The 16,940-nt window shown below is 66.2% G+C and carries 17 protein-coding genes; 11 read left to right on the top strand and 6 right to left on the bottom strand.

From position 1 onward, the window contains the following. The first annotated feature begins 105 nt into the window (after positions 1-105). From hemE to EQZ23_RS12875, 4 genes are all read left to right on the top strand, one after another. A complete protein-coding gene (hemE, locus tag EQZ23_RS12890) occupies positions 106-1,140 on the top strand; it encodes a uroporphyrinogen decarboxylase (protein WP_128454862.1) in 1,035 nt (344 codons plus the stop codon). Then, positions 1,137-1,598, top strand: coding sequence for a CopD family protein (locus EQZ23_RS12885; RefSeq protein ID WP_128454861.1), 462 nt, complete (start codon positions 1,137-1,139; stop codon positions 1,596-1,598). Before hemE ends, EQZ23_RS12885 begins: the two co-directional genes overlap by 4 nt. Positions 1,599-1,905: 307 nt before the next feature. Next, positions 1,906-3,162: a transcription termination factor Rho gene (rho, locus tag EQZ23_RS12880; protein WP_031395107.1), complete on the top strand. Its 1,257-nt coding sequence runs from the start codon at positions 1,906-1,908 to the stop codon at positions 3,160-3,162. Positions 3,163-3,394: 232 nt separating this feature from the next. Further along, positions 3,395-4,114 carry a TerC family protein gene (locus EQZ23_RS12875; protein ID WP_206364287.1) on the top strand — a complete coding sequence of 240 codons (720 nt, stop codon included), beginning with the start codon at positions 3,395-3,397 and terminating at the stop codon, positions 4,112-4,114. A gap of 205 nt (positions 4,115-4,319) precedes the next feature. Here EQZ23_RS12875 and EQZ23_RS12870 read toward each other — a convergent pair whose 3' ends face one another. Together EQZ23_RS12870 and EQZ23_RS12865 are read right to left on the bottom strand one after the other, a co-directional pair. Beyond that, entirely contained in the window at positions 4,320-5,021 is a 702-nt protein-coding gene (locus EQZ23_RS12870) for a dienelactone hydrolase family protein (protein WP_128454860.1), read from the bottom strand. After that, entirely contained in the window at positions 5,018-5,491 is a 474-nt protein-coding gene (locus tag EQZ23_RS12865; RefSeq protein ID WP_128454859.1) for a methylated-DNA--[protein]-cysteine S-methyltransferase, read from the bottom strand. The genes EQZ23_RS12870 and EQZ23_RS12865 overlap by 4 nt, the downstream gene beginning before the upstream one ends. Positions 5,492-5,547: 56 nt before the next feature. On the opposite strand from EQZ23_RS12865, the gene EQZ23_RS12860 reads away from it, so the two are divergent. The 6 genes from EQZ23_RS12860 to EQZ23_RS12835 are packed head-to-tail and all read left to right on the top strand — an operon-like array spanning position 5,548 to position 11,245. After that, the gene (locus EQZ23_RS12860) at positions 5,548-5,781 is read left to right on the top strand and encodes a DUF6489 family protein (RefSeq protein WP_128454858.1); all 234 of its coding nucleotides are present in this window, start codon (positions 5,548-5,550) and stop codon (positions 5,779-5,781) included. A 7-nt stretch (positions 5,782-5,788) separates the two neighbouring features. Next, positions 5,789-7,066: a tRNA uridine-5-carboxymethylaminomethyl(34) synthesis GTPase MnmE gene (gene mnmE, locus EQZ23_RS12855; RefSeq protein WP_128454857.1), complete on the top strand. Its 1,278-nt coding sequence runs from the start codon at positions 5,789-5,791 to the stop codon at positions 7,064-7,066. A gap of 54 nt (positions 7,067-7,120) precedes the next feature. Then, positions 7,121-8,956: a tRNA uridine-5-carboxymethylaminomethyl(34) synthesis enzyme MnmG gene (gene mnmG, locus EQZ23_RS12850; protein WP_128454856.1), complete on the top strand. Its 1,836-nt coding sequence runs from the start codon at positions 7,121-7,123 to the stop codon at positions 8,954-8,956. Beyond that, positions 8,953-9,573, top strand: coding sequence for a 16S rRNA (guanine(527)-N(7))-methyltransferase RsmG (gene rsmG, locus EQZ23_RS12845; protein WP_128454855.1), 621 nt, complete (start codon positions 8,953-8,955; stop codon positions 9,571-9,573). The genes mnmG and rsmG overlap by 4 nt, the downstream gene beginning before the upstream one ends. Next, on the top strand, positions 9,570-10,352 hold the full coding sequence (locus EQZ23_RS12840) for an AAA family ATPase (protein ID WP_128454854.1): 783 nt from the start codon (positions 9,570-9,572) through the stop codon (positions 10,350-10,352). The genes rsmG and EQZ23_RS12840 overlap by 4 nt, the downstream gene beginning before the upstream one ends. After that, on the top strand, positions 10,349-11,245 hold the full coding sequence (locus EQZ23_RS12835; protein WP_128454853.1) for a ParB/RepB/Spo0J family partition protein: 897 nt from the start codon (positions 10,349-10,351) through the stop codon (positions 11,243-11,245). The genes EQZ23_RS12840 and EQZ23_RS12835 overlap by 4 nt, the downstream gene beginning before the upstream one ends. A 110-nt stretch (positions 11,246-11,355) precedes the next feature. On the opposite strand, the gene holA is transcribed toward EQZ23_RS12835, so the two are convergent. The 4 genes from holA to EQZ23_RS12815 are packed head-to-tail and all read right to left on the bottom strand — an operon-like array spanning position 11,356 to position 15,935. Beyond that, entirely contained in the window at positions 11,356-12,375 is a 1,020-nt protein-coding gene (gene holA / locus EQZ23_RS12830) for a DNA polymerase III subunit delta (protein WP_128454852.1), read from the bottom strand. After that, entirely contained in the window at positions 12,372-12,905 is a 534-nt protein-coding gene (lptE, locus tag EQZ23_RS12825; RefSeq protein ID WP_128454851.1) for an LPS assembly lipoprotein LptE, read from the bottom strand. Before lptE ends, holA begins: the two co-directional genes overlap by 4 nt. After that, on the bottom strand, positions 12,902-15,493 hold the full coding sequence (leuS, locus tag EQZ23_RS12820; protein WP_128454850.1) for a leucine--tRNA ligase: 2,592 nt from the start codon (positions 15,491-15,493) through the stop codon (positions 12,902-12,904). The genes lptE and leuS overlap by 4 nt, the downstream gene beginning before the upstream one ends. A gap of 10 nt (positions 15,494-15,503) precedes the next feature. Further along, on the bottom strand, positions 15,504-15,935 hold the full coding sequence (locus EQZ23_RS12815) for a DUF3576 domain-containing protein (protein WP_121886534.1): 432 nt from the start codon (positions 15,933-15,935) through the stop codon (positions 15,504-15,506). Between the two features lie 291 nt (positions 15,936-16,226). Between EQZ23_RS12815 and EQZ23_RS12810 the strand changes: the two genes are divergently transcribed. Further along, on the top strand, positions 16,227-16,934 hold the full coding sequence (locus EQZ23_RS12810) for a hypothetical protein (RefSeq protein WP_206364255.1): 708 nt from the start codon (positions 16,227-16,229) through the stop codon (positions 16,932-16,934). Positions 16,935-16,940 lie beyond the last annotated feature (6 nt).

Raw genomic sequence — 16,940 nt, 5'->3', positions numbered from 1 at the left:
GCTGTTGGCATTTCGGGGATCACAGCATAAGTCCCGGGTTCAACCGCCCAACCACTGCAACAACCTATTTCTAGAATCTTCTTATAGTAGAAGAAGGGTGCTCCGCTGACCGATCCGACCCCCAAAAAACTCCTGGCGACCCTGCGCGGCGAGCGACAGACCGTACCGCCGCTGTGGCTCATGCGGCAGGCCGGGCGATACCTGCCCGAGTATCGCGAACTGCGCGCCGAGAAGGGTGGCTTCCTCGCGCTTGCTACCGATCCCGAGGCGGCGGCCGAAGTGACGTTGCAGCCAATCCGCCGGTTCGGGTTCGACGGATCGATCCTGTTCTCGGACATTTTGATGATCCCGTGGGCGCTTGGCCAGGATCTGAGCTTCGGGGTCGGCGAGGGGCCTCGGCTCGAACCGGCGCTGGTCGATCATGCGCTCGATCGGTTGCAGGCCGTTCCCGACCGCCTGGAGCCGGTCTACGGCACCGTTGCGAGGGTCGCCGCAACCTTGCCGCCCGAGACGACGTTCCTGGGCTTTGCGGGCTCTCCCTGGACGGTCGCGACCTATATGGTGGCGGGGAAGGGGAGCAAGGACCAGTCGGAGACGCGGCGCTTCGCGTATGCCGACCCGGACGCGTTCGGCGCGATCATCGATGCGATCGTCGACAACACGGTCGAATATCTCGCGCGGCAGATCGAGGCTGGCGTCGACGCGGTGCAGCTGTTCGACAGTTGGTCGGGCTCGCTGTCGCCGGCGCAGTTCGAACGCTGGGTGATCGCGCCGACCGCGTCGATCGTCGCGCGGCTGCACGCGCGCTGCCCCGGCGTGCCGATCATCGGCTTTCCCAAGGGGGCAGGGGGCAAGCTGCCCGCCTATGCGCGTGAGACGGGTGTCGATGCGATCGGGCTGGACGAGACGGTCGATCCGGTCTGGGCCGATGCATCGCTGCCCGCCGACATGCCGGTGCAGGGCAATCTCGATCCGCTCGCGTTGATCGCGGGCGGTGCTGATCTCGACGCGGCGATCGACCGGATCCTGGCGGCATTTCCCACCCGACCGCATATCTTCAACCTCGGCCACGGCATCCTGCCCGACACGCCCGTCGCGCATGTCGAGCAGCTGATCGCCCGCGTTAGGAGCACGACATGAGCGGTTTTCTCGGGGCAGCCTATGACTGGGTGAAGGCCGCGCATCTGATCTTCGTGATCTTCTGGATGGCGGGGCTGTTCATGCTGCCGCGCTACCTCGTCTATCACCAGGAGGCGCTGGCGGCCGGCAATGCGGGCGAGGCGGCGAACTGGGTCGAGCGCGAGGGCAAGATCCGCAGCATCATCCTGACCCCGGCGATGATCGTGGTGTGGGTGCTGGGGATCGCGCTCGCGCTGAACCTCGGGCTGGCCGACGGTGCGCCGGGGCTGGGGTGGCTGCACCTCAAGCTGCTGCTGGTGTTCCTGCTGACCGGCTATCACGGCTGGATGGTCGGCTATTCGAAGAAGCTGGCGGCGGTAAAGCCGACCTTGACTGGTAAGCAGTTGCGAATGTTGAACGAGGTGCCCGCGCTGGCGGTGACGCTGATTGTTGTGCTCGCGATCGTGAAGCCGTTCTAAATCCCTCCCGTCATGCCGGGCTTGTTCCGGCATCCACCGTTCCGCACGCTCGATAGTCGTGAAAGAGCGGGACCGTGGACCCCGGAACAAGTCCGGGGTGACGGAGTGGGGAGGGGGATTCTCCTTACCATCGTGGCTCCCGTCCCCGCTTGACTAACCGCCCCCCCAATTCTACCCCTCCCTGCAACACGGCCTCCTGGCGTCCTGCCCGGTCGTGGGTTCCTGCCAGTCTCGTATCGCCCAGTTCCGCTTCCCAAGCGCACCGCCGACCGAGCTTTCGCCCGTTGATTAGTATCCGGAAATCCCCATGCATCTCAAAGACCTGAAGAAAAAGAAGCCTGCCGAGCTGGTCCAGCTGGCCGAGGAACTGGGGGTCGAGAGCGCCTCGACGCTGCGCAAGCAGGACCTGTTGTTCGCGATCCTGAAGGTGCAGGCGGACAATGGCGACCAAATCATGGGGCTCGGCACGATCGAAGTGCTGCCCGACGGCTTCGGCTTCCTGCGCTCGCCGGAATCGAACTATTTGGCCGGCCCAGACGACATCTACATCTCGCCGAACCAGGTGCGGAAGTTCGGCCTGCGTACAGGTGACACGGTCGAGGGCGAGATCCGCGGGCCGAAGGATGGCGAGCGCTATTTCTCGCTGGTGAAGCTCACGGCCGTCAATTTCGACGACCCCGACGTCGTCCGCCACCGCGTCAATTTCGACAATCTCACGCCGCTCTACCCCGAGAGCAAGCTGACGCTCGATCCCGCCGACCCGACCGTCAAGGACAAGTCGGCGCGGGTGATCGACATCGTCTCGCCGCAGGGCAAGGGCCAGCGAACGCTGATCGTCGCGCCGCCGCGCGTCGGCAAGACGGTCATGTTGCAGAACATGGCCAAGGCGATCACCGACAATCACCCCGAGGTGTTCCTGATCGTCCTGCTGATCGACGAGCGTCCCGAGGAAGTCACCGATATGCAGCGCAGCGTGAAGGGCGAGGTCGTCAGCTCGACGTTCGACGAACCCGCGCAGCGCCACGTCCAGGTCGCCGAGATGGTGATCGAAAAGGCCAAGCGCCTGGTCGAGCACAAGAAGGACGTGGTGATCCTGCTCGACTCGATCACGCGTCTGGGTCGTGCCTACAACACCGTGGTGCCGTCGTCGGGCAAGGTCCTGACCGGTGGTGTCGACGCCAACGCGCTCCAGCGTCCGAAGCGCTTCTTCGGTGCCGCGCGCAACATCGAGGAGGGCGGTTCGCTCTCGATCATCGCCACCGCGCTGATCGACACGGGCAGCCGCATGGACGAGGTGATCTTCGAGGAGTTCAAGGGCACCGGCAACTCGGAAATCGTGCTCGATCGCAAGGTGGCGGACAAGCGCATCTTCCCGGCCCTCGACGTCGGCAAGTCGGGCACGCGCAAGGAAGAGCTGCTGGTCGACAAGGCCAAGCTCTCCAAGATGTGGGTCCTGCGTCGCATCCTGATGCAGATGGGCACGATCGACGCGATGGAGTTCCTGCTCGACAAGATGAAGGATTCGAAGACCAACGAGAATTTCTTCGATTCCATGAATCAATAACCGGGTGCGGCCTGCGCCAAGCTGGCGCAGGACTCGCACCGGTTCGGCCGGCGGGGCGAAGCTCCGACCGACGACATGGGCTTCGCCCATGTCCGCCCAGAAGACCGACCAGGCGGCACGCGAGAGCAATGGCTTTCGCGTGCCGCTTTGCTATTAAACCCCATGAAATCCGCCACCCCCGCGCACCGGCGGTGGCCTGTCACCGGGAGCTGACATCTTGAGTATCATCGCCATGCTGGCCGCCGCCGCATCGGAAGTCGCCGGACCCGGCTCGCCGCTGGAGATCTGGCAGCACATCGTCGCCGACTTCTCCAACCTCGGCGATCCCAAGGCGCTCGCCGCGTTCGGATCGGTCCTGATGATCGATCTCGTCCTCGCGGGTGACAATGCGATCGTCGTCGGCGCGCTTGCCGCGGGGCTTCCTGCGGACCAGCGCAAGAAGGTCATCCTGATCGGCATCGGCGCCGCTCTGGTGCTGCGCATCTTCTTCGCGCTGATCGTGACGTGGCTGATGGGCATCGTCGGCCTGATCTTCGCGGGCGGCCTGTTGCTGCTGTGGGTCAGCTGGAAATTCTGGCGTGAAATCCGCGAGGGCGCGGATAATCCCGGCTCCGAAGAGATCGAGGGCGATGAGCATTCCGGCATCAAGTCGCGCAAGAGCTTCGTCGCCGCGGCCTGGGCGGTCGCGGTCGCCGACGTCTCGATGAGCCTCGACAACGTGCTCGCGGTCGCGGGCGCGGCGCGCGAGCATCCCGGCATCCTCGTCATCGGCCTGCTGCTGTCGGTCGCGATGATGGGGCTCGCAGCGAACTTCATCGCGCGCATCATCAACCGCCATCGCTGGATCGCCTATATCGGCCTGGCAGTCATCGTCCTGGTCGCGTTCAAGATGATCTACGAAGGCTGGACCGGCACCACCGACACGTTGGGGATCATCACGCTGTTCAAGTGATCGTGTCGCGCCAATGATAGTAAAAAGGCCTCGCCGGGATCATCCGGCGAGGCCTTTTTCATGCGTGACGTCAGCGCCCCCGTCATGCCGGACTCGTTCCGGCATCCACCGTTCCGCACGCTCGATGGCGGTGAGTTCGCGGGACCGTGGACCCCGGAACGAGGCTCTCCTGAGCTTGTCGAAGGGTCCGGGGTGACGGTGTAGGTTAGGCCAAATTCTCGGCAAAGAACTTGGCCGTCCGCTCGTCCGCCACCCTAGCCGACGCATCCGACCGGCGCTCGCCGAACTCGGTTGCGAAGCCGTGATCCTCGCCCGCATAATCGTAGATCGTCACCTTGGGATGATCGTCGAGGCCCGCGTGCATCGCCGCCTGCGCGGCCTTGTCGACGAAGTGATCCTCCTCGGGAACATGCAGCAGCACCGGGTGTGCGATCGCGTGCTTTTCGCCGAGCAGCCCGTCGATGCCGACCCCGTAATAGCCGACGCTTGCATCGACATCGGTCCGCGCCGCGGTCATGAACGCGAGGCGGCCGCCGAGGCAGTAGCCGACGACACCGACCTTCGCATCGTCACCCAGTTCGGCACGCGCCGCGCGGATCGTCGCCTCGATATCGGCAATACCCTTGTCCTGGTCGAACTTGCCCATCAGGTCGAGCGCGCGATCGAACTCGGGCTTGATGTCGGGATCGAGCTCGATGCCGGGTTCGAGCCGCCAGAACAGGTCGGGTGCGATCGCGAGATAGCCGGCCTCGGCGAGCGTATCGCATTTCCGGCGGATGCCGGCGTTCACGCCGAAGATCTCCTGGATCACGACGATCGCGGCCTTGGGCGTGCCGGCAGGCGTAGCGCGATAGGCATGGAAATCGTTGGCGCCGTCGAGCGTCGCGATGGTGGTGGTGTTCGTCATAACAATCCTCCTTGCGGCCGCTCGAGGTCGAGCAGCCGGGATTTGGTGATCGGGCCTCTACCCGCGGAATACGCACCAAGCGCCCCGCCGGCTCCAAGGATCCGGTGGCAGGGGACGACGATCGGAAACGGGTTGCGTGCACATGCCTGGCCGATCGCGCGGGGGCTCGACTGGATAGCCCTCGCAAGCGCGCCATAGCTCGCGGTCTGGCCGTAGGCGATGTCGACGATCCCTTGGCGCAGCACCGCACCGCGCTCGGTAGGGCAGGGCGCGAGCGGCAGATCGAACGCCGTCAGCCGTCCCGCGAAATACGCATCGACCTGTCGAAGCGCTTCCCGCAACGCTGGCGCATCGCTCGCCACCGCAGCGCCGTCCGCCAGAATCTCGATCGCGTCGATCCGGTCCGCGCTGCCGGTCACGCGGACCAGCCCGATTGGCGTTGCGATCGAGGCTGCATCGCGCGCATACATCCTGATGCTATGCAGCGCGCCAACAGGCGGCTCAAGCGCCATCTGGGGGCCAGTCTATGAAGATGAATATCGAGATCGAATGCACGCCCGAAGAGGCGCGTCGCGCAGTCGGGCTGCCCGATCTGACGCCGATCCACGATCGCTATATCGCGATGATGATGGAAGCGATTCCAGACGGCCAGATGAAGCCCGAGATGCTCGAAACGATGATGCGCGGCTGGCAACCGATGGGCGAGGCGGGGATGGCGATCTGGAAACGCTTGTTCGAGACCGCGACCAAGAGCGGCTGATTTTTACATGGAAACGATTTTCGCGGTATCGAGCGGCCGGCCACCCGCGGCTATCGCGGTTGTCCGGATAAGTGGCCCGCAGGCGTTCGCCGCAGCCGAGGGAATGGCTGGGTCGCTGCCCGCCCCGCGTCACGCGAGCCTGCGTGGGCTACGCGATGCTAGCGGCGCGCTGCTCGATCGCGCGCTGGTCATCGTCTTTCCGGGGCCGACGACGGCGACCGGTGAGGATCTGGTCGAACTCCACTGCCATGGCGGGCGCGCGGTTATCGCCGCGGTGGAGCGCGCGTTGTCGGCACGGCCCGGCCTACGCCCAGCCGAACCGGGCGAGTTCACCCGCCGCGCGCTGACCAATGGGCGCATAGACCTGACCGAGGCGGAGGGTCTCGCCGATCTGCTTGAAGCCGAAACCGAGAGCCAGCGCGTCGCGGCAATGACTGCAGCCGAGGGCCGCGTGAGTCAGGCCGTCCGTGGCTGGATGGATGCCGTCGCGATGCTCTCCGCGCGGATCGAGGCGATGCTCGATTTTGCGGACGAAGACGACGTGGCGAGCGATACCGCGGCATTCGACGCGATCGTTGCGGACATCGACGCGCTGGCCGCGGAGATCGAAGCGGTGGTCGACGCTCCACCGGTCGAGCGCCTGAAGGATGGGCTTCGCGTCGTCATCGGCGGCCCGCCCAATAGCGGCAAGTCGACGCTGCTCAATCTGCTCGGCGAGCGCGACGCAGCGATCGTGTCGCCGATCTCCGGCACGACGCGCGATCGGATCGAGGTGCCGGTGATCCGCAACGGCGTCGCCTATGTGCTGACCGATACTGCCGGCCTGATCGATACGCTGGACCCGATCGAGGCGATCGGCGTGACGCGCGCCGAGGACGCGCTGGCTGCGGCCGACATCGTCCTCTGGCTTGCCGATACGCCGCCACCGCGCGCCGACGCGCTCTGGATCCATGCCCGCGCGGATCTGCCGGGGCGCGGGGATATTCCCGCAGGGCGTGCGCTCGCGGTTGCGCAGACCGACCGCGGTTCGCTCGATCGGCTTTGGATGGAGGTGCACCAGCGGGCGATGGCCATGTTGCCGCGCAATGATGGCATTGCGCTCAAACAGCATCAGCGGCACCAGTGCGGGTCTGCTGCCGATGCGCTGCGCTACCGGAGTTCCGACGCGCTCATCGTCGCCGAGCATCTTCGCGAAGCTCGCGCGATCCTTGCCGGCGTCCTGGGGCTCGACGCGACCGGCGAGATGCTCGACGCTCTGTTCGGACGATTCTGCATCGGTAAGTGATGTTCCACGTGGAACATCTTTGACGCGATCACCGCGTCGCTCTAGGGCAACAACATGTTCGATGTAGTGGTGGTTGGCGGAGGCCATGCCGGAACCGAAGCCGCAGCCGCGGCGGCGCGCAGGGGCGCGCGTACCGCGCTCGTGTCGTTCGACGCGCGGCATATCGGCGCGATGTCCTGCAATCCCGCGATTGGCGGCCTCGGCAAGGGCCACATGGTCCGCGAAGTCGATGCATTCGACGGCTTGATCGGTCGCGCGTCGGATGCCGCGGCGATCCACTACCGGATGCTCAATCGCAGCAAGGGCTCGGCGGTGCAGGGCCCTCGCATCCAGGCCGATCGTCGGCTGTATGCGGGCGCGATCCAGGCGATGTTGGCGGCGACCGAAGGACTACACATCGTCGAGGGTGAAGCGACTGCGCTGCATCTCGACGGTAATCGCGTGGCGGGAATCGTTCTCGCAGATGGCTCGATTGTCGCAGCCCGCGCGGTCGTTCTTGCAACGGGTACGTTCCTCGGCGGCCGTATCTTCCGGGGCGATGACCGCGAGGAGGGCGGCCGGATCGGCGAACGCGCGGCCAAGCCGCTGGCGGATCAGCTCCGCGCTTGCGACCTGCCGATGGCGCGGCTGAAGACGGGTACGCCGCCCCGGCTCGACGGTCGCACGATCGACTGGGGTGCGCTCGCCGAGCAGCCGTCGGATCTCGATCCGTGGACGATGTCGCCAATGACGCAGGCGCGGCAACTCCCGCAGATCGCCTGCGCCATCACGCGGACTACCGACCGGAGCCACGCGATCATCCGCGACGCCTTCCATCGGTCGCCGCTGTTCACCGGCGCGATCGAGGCGGCGGGTCCGCGCTATTGTCCGTCGATCGAGGACAAGGTCCACCGCTTCGGCGACCGCGACGGTCACCAGATTTTCCTCGAACCCGAGGGGCTCGACGACGCGACGGTCTATCCAAACGGTTTATCGACCTCGCTCCCGGTCGAGGTCCAGGCCGAGATGCTCGCCAGCATTCCAGGGCTCGAACGCGTCACGATGACGATGCCGGGCTACGCGGTCGAATATGATTACATCGATCCGCGCGCGCTCGACACGCGGCTCGCGCTCGGCGCGATCGAAGGCGTGTTCTGCGCCGGCCAGATCAACGGCACGACCGGGTATGAGGAAGCGGCGGGGCAGGGCCTCGTCGCTGGACTCAATGCGGCGGCCTATGCTTGCGACTTGGCACCGGTCATCCTCGATCGCGCCTCAAGCTATCTCGGCGTAATGATCGACGACCTGACCTTGCAGGGGGTCACCGAACCCTACCGCATGCTCACCGCCCGCGCGGAGTTCCGCCTCTCGCTCCGTGCGGACAATGCCGAGACCCGACTTGGCGGTATCGCCGAAGCCGCAGGGTGTCTGGGGGCGGAGCGTCTCGCGCATCAGCACGCGCTTGCCGAGGATCGTGCGCGCTTCAGGTCGGCGCTGGATACCGAGCGGACTGCAACCCATGTCGCGGATCAGGGCGTGGCGATCGGCCGCGATGGCGCGCGGCGGACCGCATTCGACTGGCTCCGGTTCGAAGGCGTCACGCTGGCGCATGTCGCGCCGGAGGCTGCGGCAGGTATCCCGGCTGTGGTCGTTGACGAAGTGTTAGAGGACGCGTGCTACGCCCCGTATATCGAACGCCAGGCACAGGAAGTTGCACGGCTGCGTGCCGACGAGGCGATCCGCTTGCCGGAAGATCTCTCTTATGCACGCGTACCGGGACTATCGAACGAGATGATCGACCGCTTGAGCGCTGCGCGACCAACCTCTCTAGCGGCCGCGGCACGCGTACGCGGCATCACGCCGGCCGCGTTGTCGGCCGTCCTGTTACATACGAAACGAGCAACCGCATGACCGAAGACGACGCACAGGCCTGGGCCACCGAGCGGTTCGGGGCAGCGGCGACCGAGCGGCTGGCGGCGTTCGTTGCGATGGTCGTCGAGGAAGCGCCGCACCAGAATTTGATCGCACCGTCGACGATCCCGACGATCTGGGACCGCCATGTCGTCGACTCGCTTCAGCTCGTTGCACTGGCCAGCGAGGACACCGCGGCGAAGCGCTGGGTTGATATCGGTACCGGTGGCGGCTTCCCCGGGATGGTCGTCGCGCTCGTTCGCGAAGGTCCGGTCGACCTCGTCGAACCCCGGCGTCGGCGCGCGGACTTCCTTCAGCTCTGCGTTGCGCGTCTCGGTCTCGGCGAGCAGGTCCGCGTCCACGCCTCCAAGGTGGAGAATGCGACGGCCGACGCAACGATCATTTCGGCTCGTGCGGTGGCATCGCTGCAAAACCTTTTGCGTGGCGCGGCGCACTGCGCCACAACGCAGACGCGGTGGCTGCTTCCTCGGGGGCGTTTCGATGAAGAGGAGCTTGCCGCGCTCAAGCAGCATTGGCGGTTTATGTTCCACGTGGAACAAAGCGTCACGAACCCGGAGTCGTCGATCGTGGTTCTGGATCGGGTAAGCGCGCGATGATCACCATCGCGGTCGCCAATCAGAAGGGCGGGGTGGGCAAGACCACCAGTGCCATCAACCTCGCGACTGCGCTCGCGGCGACGGGGATGCGCGTGCTGCTGGTCGATCTCGATCCGCAGGGCAACGCATCGACCGGGCTAGGCATCGGCCATGCGCAGCGCGAGCGATCGAGCTATGACGTGCTGATCGGCGAGACGTCGATCGCCGAAGCGGTAGTGCACACGCGTGTGCCCCGGCTCGATATCGTCCCGGCGACGGTCGACCTGTCTGGCGCCGAGATCGAACTGGTCGATTTCGATGCGCGCACGCATCGGCTGGATCGGGCGATCAAGGCGGCGCAGGGGCCGTGGGATATCGCGCTGATCGATTGCCCGCCCTCGCTCGGGCTTCTGACGATCAATGCGATGGTCGCGGCGGACTCGTTGCTCGTGCCGCTGCAGTGCGAGTTCTTTGCGCTGGAGGGGTTGTCGCAGTTGCTGAGCACGGTCGAACGCATTCGCCAGCGGTTCAATCCGGGGTTGTCGATCCTCGGCGTCGCGCTGACGATGTTCGATCGGCGCAACCGGCTGACCGACCAGGTTTCGGCGGACGTGCGTGCGGTATTGGGGAAAGTGGTGTTCGAGACGGTGATCCCGCGCAACGTGCGCCTGTCCGAGGCGCCGAGCCACGGGCTCCCTGCGTTGATCTACGACCATCGCTGCTCGGGGTCGCAGGCGTATATCGCGCTGGCCCGCGAGCTTATCGGCCGGCTTCCCGCTACCGCGCAGGCCGCGGCATGAGCGACGGCAACAAACGCGGTCGGCCGGGGCTGGGCAGGGGCCTCAACGCACTGCTGGGCGAGATGGCGCGCGAGACACCGGTCTCTGCCGATGGTGCAGCGCAGCAATCGTCCGGCGTGCGGATGCTGCCGGTCAGTTCGCTGTCGCCGCATCCCGACCAGCCGCGCCGCCATTTCGACGAGGCGATGCTCGACGAGCTGGCCGCGTCGATCGCCTCGCGCGGGCTGATCCAGCCGATCGTCGTCCGCCCGCATGGCCACGACTATCAGATCGTCGCGGGCGAGCGGCGTTGGCGGGCGGCGCAGCGCGCGCGGCTGCACGAGGTGCCGGTCGTCGTCCGCGACTTCGACGATGCCGAGACGCTCGAGATCGCGCTGATCGAGAACATCCAGCGCGAGGACCTCAACGCGATCGAAGAGGCACAGGCGTATCAGCGGTTGGCGGGCGAATATGGCCACACGCAGGAGGTGCTCGCCAAGATCGTCCACAAGTCGCGCAGCCACGTCGCGAACCTGCTGCGGTTGCTGGAATTGCCGGCGCAGGTGCAGTCGCAGGTCGTCGATGGATCGCTGTCGATGGGCCATGCGCGGGCACTGCTCGGCTCGCCCGATGTCGAGGCTCTGGCGGACCAGGTCGTCTCGCGCGGGCTGTCGGTGCGCGAAACCGAGAAGTTGGCGCGCGAGGCCAAGCCCGGGCGCAACCGCAGCGGCAAGCCGGCCGAACCGCGTATCCCTGACGCTGATATCGCGGCGCTCGAACGCCAGTTGGCGGATTTGCTCGGGCTACAGGTTCGCGTCGCGCATACCGAGACGGGGGGCACGCTGACCCTCAGTTATTCGACATTGGACCAGCTCGATATGGTGTGCCAGCGGCTGACCGGTGGGGCGATCTGAGCCACGCTGATCCCAAACCCGTTCGTCCTGAGTAGCCATCGAGTAGGGGCATCGCCGCGTATCGAGATGGCGTATCGAAGGACGAACGGGGGTAGGGGAAAGCGTGCGGACTAGTTCCGCCGCGCGATCGCTTGCGAGAGTGCCACCACGGCCACTTCCGCCACGACCGACCCAGCATTCCCCGACGCCATGATCGCGCGTTCTGCAGTCCGCACGCGCTGGATCGCGGTGGCGAGCATCGTCGGGGACCAGCGGCGCAGCGACCGCGCGGTGCTGGCCTCTTCCTTGAAGAACACCCGGTGGCGTTTCATCACCGCGTCGACCGCGTCGCCCCGGTCGATATCGCCGCGCATCTCGGCGAGCGCGATCAGGCGGCGGACGAGTTGGCGGAGCCACGGGATCGGCGACGTGCCCGCCTCTTCGAGAACCGCGAGTTCGGCGCCCAGATCGTCGACCCGTCCCTCGATCACCGCATCGATCGCGCGGCTCATCTCCGCATCGCCGAGATCTGCACCCACAGCGTCCAGCGCGTGATGATCGAGGTCCGTTGGCCGATCGGGTGCGGCATCGAGATACAGCGCGAGCTTCTCAATCTCGCGCGACATCACCGCACGGTCGCCACCAGTCGTATCGACCAGGCGCCGCGCGACCCCTGGGGCAGGGCGCAAGCCATTCTCACCGGCGATCGTCGTTGCAAGGCGCTCGGCGTCCTGCGCGGTGGGCGCGTAGCAGGCGAACGCCATCGCACGCGGAGACTCGATCGCGAGCTTGACGATTTTGGAGGTCGATTTGACCGTCGGCGCGATCGCCACGACCGGGTTGCCGACGCGCTCGGCCGCGAGCAAATTGGTGAAGGCTTCGAGGCTTTCCTCGCCCGCCGACGCGACGCGGACGAACCGCGCACCCGCGAACAGCGATAGCGAGGCGGCTTCGTCGGTCAATCGGCCGGGATCGCCCTTGAGCGTCGAGCCGTCGAGATCGACGCGCTCGGCATCGGCCCCCATCGCCTTGGCCAGGACCCGCGCGAGATCGCTGGCGCCTGCCTCGTCGGGTCCGTGGAGCAGATACAGGCGGATGTCGGCGCCCGGCTTGGCCAGCGCGCCGCGGATCTGGCCGGCGCTGGCCTTCACTTTGCCGGTGCGCTGCCCTGCGCGGCCGAGATGGCGGGCGTGTTGCGGGCATAGAGCGCGATGCGCGCGACGATCTGGTCCGCGACGATGCCCGACAGGCGTTCGAGCGCGGTGTTCTCCGCCGCGATCGTCGCATATTCGGAGCGGACGACGTCGATGCCGGCATCCGAGCCCGCGGTCGCGTCGAGCAGCACCGAGCCATCGCCGACCCGCACGAGCTGATAGCGCGCGCGCAGAGTCCGGCGTTCGCGCGAGACGCTGTCGTCGGTGCGGACGCCGAGGCCGCTGATCTCGTCGTCGAGCCGGATGTCGATCCGGTACACCGCCGGCGCGCCGTTCGAGGGCAGGCGGTCGCGCAAAGCGGTCGCCATCAGCCAGCCGTTCTTGCCGGCGATCGGCGCGATCTCGACCTGGCCGAGCGCGCCTGCAACCGGGCCGCTGCTGCCGCCCGCGTACAGTGGGTGCAGGCCGCAGCCCGACAGCGTGGAGGTCAGGACGAGTGCCGTGGCAAGGAGCCGGGCGCGGTTCATGCGACGATGTTCACGAGACGGTCGGGCACGACGATCACTTTCCGGGGCGGCTTGCCCTCGAGCAGGCGGACGATCTTCTCGGACGCGAGCGCGGCGGCTTCGACCGCGTCCTTCGGTGCGCCCTTGGGGAACACCAGCGTATCGCGCAGCTTGCCGTTGACCTGCACCGCGATCGTGACCTCGTCGTCGACCAGCATCGCCGGATCGACGATCGGCCACGCGGCGTCGGCGATCAGGCCGTCGTTGCCTCCTGTCGCCCAGGCTTCCTCGGCAACGTGCGGGACCATCGGGCTGACGAGCAGCAGCAACGTGCGGATCGCCTCTTCGCGGTCGGCGGAGGGCGCGGCCTTCTCGATCGCGCTGCACAGCGAATAGAGCCGCGCGACCGCCTTGTTGAACTGCAAGGCGTTGATATCGCTCTCGATACCGACCGTGGTGCGGTGGCACAGCTTGCGCAGTGCGATGTCGTCCCCTTCGGCTTTCGCTGCGCCATCGGACTCGATCAGCCGCCAGAGACGCTGGACGAACCGCCAAGCACCTTCGATCCCGGATTCGCTCCATGGCAGATCGCGCTCGGGCGGCGAGTCGGAGAGCACGAACCAGCGCACCGCGTCGGCGCCGTACTGGTCGACGATCGGCTCGGGATCGACGGTGTTCTTCTTCGACTTCGACATCTTCGTCACGCGACCGACCGTTACAGGGCCGCCGGTCGCGATCTCGATATACCCTGAATCCGTCTTGCGGACCTCGTCGGGAGACAGCCACTTCGTCTTCACCGGCGCGTCGCTCGAATCGTCGTCTTCGTCGGTTTCGACTTCGGGCTGCGCGTCGCCGGCGTCGCCTCGGCTATACGTCTCGTGCGTGACCATGCCCTGCGTGAACAGCCCGGCGAACGGCTCGGCGATGTCGAGCATGCCGATATGCTTCAGCGCGCGCGTCCAGAAGCGCGCATAGAGCAGATGCAGGATCGCATGCTCGACGCCGCCGATATACTGGTTGACCGGCAGCCACTTCTCCGCGCCCGTCCGGTCGAACGGTTTCGCGTCTGGCTGGCTGGCGAAACGGATGAAATACCAAGACGAATCGACGAACGTGTCGAGCGTATCGGTCTCGCGTCGCGCATCGCCGCCGCAAGCAGGGCAGGGGACGCTCTTCCAGGTCGGATGGCGATCGAGCGGGTTGCCGGGGATGTCGAACGAGACATCCTCGGGCAGCACGATCGGCAGCTGGTTCTTGGGCACCGGCACCGCGCCGCATGCGTCGCAGTGGATGATCGGGATCGGCGTGCCCCAGTAACGCTGGCGGCTGACGCCCCAGTCGCGCAGGCGGAACACGGTCGTGCCCTTGCCCCAGCCTTCGCCCTCGGCGCGTTCGATCACGACGCGCTTGGCGTCCTCGATGTCCATCCCGTCGAGGAAGTGCGAGTTCACGAGGGCGCCGGCGCCGGTCCAGGCGGTGTCGCCGACGAACACGGGCGCGTCCTCGTCGCCGTCGCTGACGACTCGCTTGACGGGAAGGTCGTATTTGCGCGCGAAATCGAGATCGCGCTGGTCGTGCGCGGGTACGCCGAACACCGCGCCGGTGCCGTAGTCCATGAGCACGAAGTTCGCGATGTAAACGGGGAGTTCCCACGCCGTATCAAGCGGATGAACCGCGCGCAGGCCGGTATCGAAGCCCAACTTCTCCTGCGTGTCGAGCTCGGCCGCGGTGGTGCCGCCACGCTTGCATAGCTCGATGAAGGCGGCAGCGTCAGGGTTCGTCTCGGCGATCGCGCGCGCGATCGGATGATCGGCGGCAACCGCGACGAAGCTCGATCCGAACATCGTGTCGGGGCGCGTGGTGAACACGTCGACCGAGTCGATCCCGGTCACGTTGCCCGCCAGCGCGAACTTGAACTGCAACCCCTGGCTGCGGCCGATCCAGTTTTCCTGCATCAGCTTGACCTTGTCGGGCCAATGCTTGAGCGCGCCGAGGCCGTCGACCAGCTCGTCGGCGAAGTCGGTGATCTTCAGGAACCACTGCGACAGCTTGCGCCGCTCGACCAGCGCGCCCGAGCGCCAGCCGCGCCCGTCGATCACCTGCTCGTTGGCGAGCACGGTCATGTCGACCGGATCCCAGTTGACCGCAGATTCCTTGCGGTAGACCAGCCCCGCCGCGAACAGATCGAGGAACAGCGCCTGTTCGTGCCCGTAATACTCAGGCTCGCACGTCGCCAGTTCGCGCGTCCAGTCCAGCGCGAAGCCGAGGCGCTTCAGCTGTGCCTTCATTGTCGCGATGTTGGCGCGCGTCCAGTTGCCCGGATGCACGCCCTTTTCCATCGCCGCATTCTCGGCGGGCATGCCGAACGCGTCCCAGCCCATCGGATGGAGCACTTCCATGCCCTTCATCCGACGGAACCGCGCGAGCACGTCGCCCATCGTGTAGTTCCGGACATGCCCCATATGGATGCGCCCCGACGGATAGGGGAACATCTCGAGCACGTACGAACGCGGCTTGGTCGACAGGTCGTCGGCGGCGAACGTCTTGCGCTCGTCCCAGACTTTCTGCCACGCCGCGTCCGCCTTCAACGCATTGAAACGCGACGCCATTATTTAGTCCTCAGCCCGCGATCGAGGCACGGCGCAGGTCGCGGGCCTTGGTCAGGATGATATCTTCCAGCTTCTGCGTGGTCGCAGCCTGAACCGGCGACGAGACCCACTGGCCGCCGCGGTTGACTTCGCGGAGAGCGGCGACGCGCAGCGCATCGGCGCGCAGATCCTGGTCGAGGATCGAGACGGTCACCTTCATCCGCTCCGTCGGCGTCTGCGGGTTGATGTACCAGTCGGTGACGATCACGCCGCCGTTGGAGTCGGTCTGCAGCAATGGCATGAAGCCAAGCGTGTCGAGGCTCGCGCGCCACAGATAGCTGTTGACGCCGATCGTCGTGATCTTCGACGCGGCGAGATCCGCCTTGGGGCGGGCCGAACCGCCGCCGCAAGCGACGAGGGGCAGGGCAAACAGCACGACTGCGATACGCGAGCGGCGGAACATGGGCATCATCCTGGCAAGAAAATCTGGCTTTGCTCTACAGGCCAGCCTGCGTGCCCGCAAGCTGACGCCGGTGCACGGAACGGCGCGCGATGTCGTGGTCCGATCAGCGACCCCGCGGCTCGATACTGTAGCGGTATCGCGGCGATCTGTGTGCTGATTGCAACACTGTCCGACAATTCGGCGACAAACAGGGCAATCCGCAGGTCCTGTGGCCTTTGCGGTGGATCAATTCATGTTAGACGCGGTTTCACGAGGATCCGATTACGGGATTCGAAGGACAGATTCGTTGTGATGACGCGTGGGGGAATATTCGGGATGGTTGCCGGGGCGCTTGTCGCCACCGCTGCTATCGTCGCGCCCGCGTTCGGCGCCAGCGAACAGACCGCCCGCATCGCCAAGCGCAACGTCGCCGCCGTCCGCGGCATCGGTTCGTTCACCCCCGCCGCTGCCGATCCCCGTCTCGCAGCCATGTTCGCGCGTGGCGGCTTCGACGCTGGCAGCTTCCGCTTCACCCCCGCCGAAACCCGGCAGGACAACCGCGCGGTAACCGTCGCGGTCCGTGCGCAGACCAACCGCGGCATCGCAAACACGGCAAGCCTCGCGTCGACGACGCCGACTGTCGGCATCGCCCCGATCGCGTATAATCTCGGTATGTCGGTCGGCTGGAAGCGGTTCGCGATCTCGGGCGACGTAAACAAGCTCGATCTTGGTGGTTTGCCGGGCAGCCGCCAAGCGGCCGATCTGGCGATCAGCTACAGTGCCAAGCGGTTCAGCGGCACCGTCAAGGCCGCCGCGGATCGTCCGCTGGCGAACACGCCGAACCTGATCGAGGAAACACCGAGCTATTCGGTCGATCTCGGCGGCTCCTACTCGCTGACGCGTAACCTGGCCGTGACGGCAGGGGTAAGGTATCGTTCGGACCGCGAGCGCTTCGTCAAGGTCGACGACAATCGCCGCGACAGCCAAGCCGTCTATCTGGGCACCGCGTTCCGCTTCTAAGCTACC

This window comes from Sphingomonas sp. UV9 (genome assembly GCF_004101245.1).
Taxonomy (GTDB): Bacteria; Pseudomonadota; Alphaproteobacteria; order Sphingomonadales; family Sphingomonadaceae; genus Sphingomonas.
Note: the sequence above shows the minus strand (reverse complement) of the source record. Positions and strands in the feature narration are given on the sequence as shown.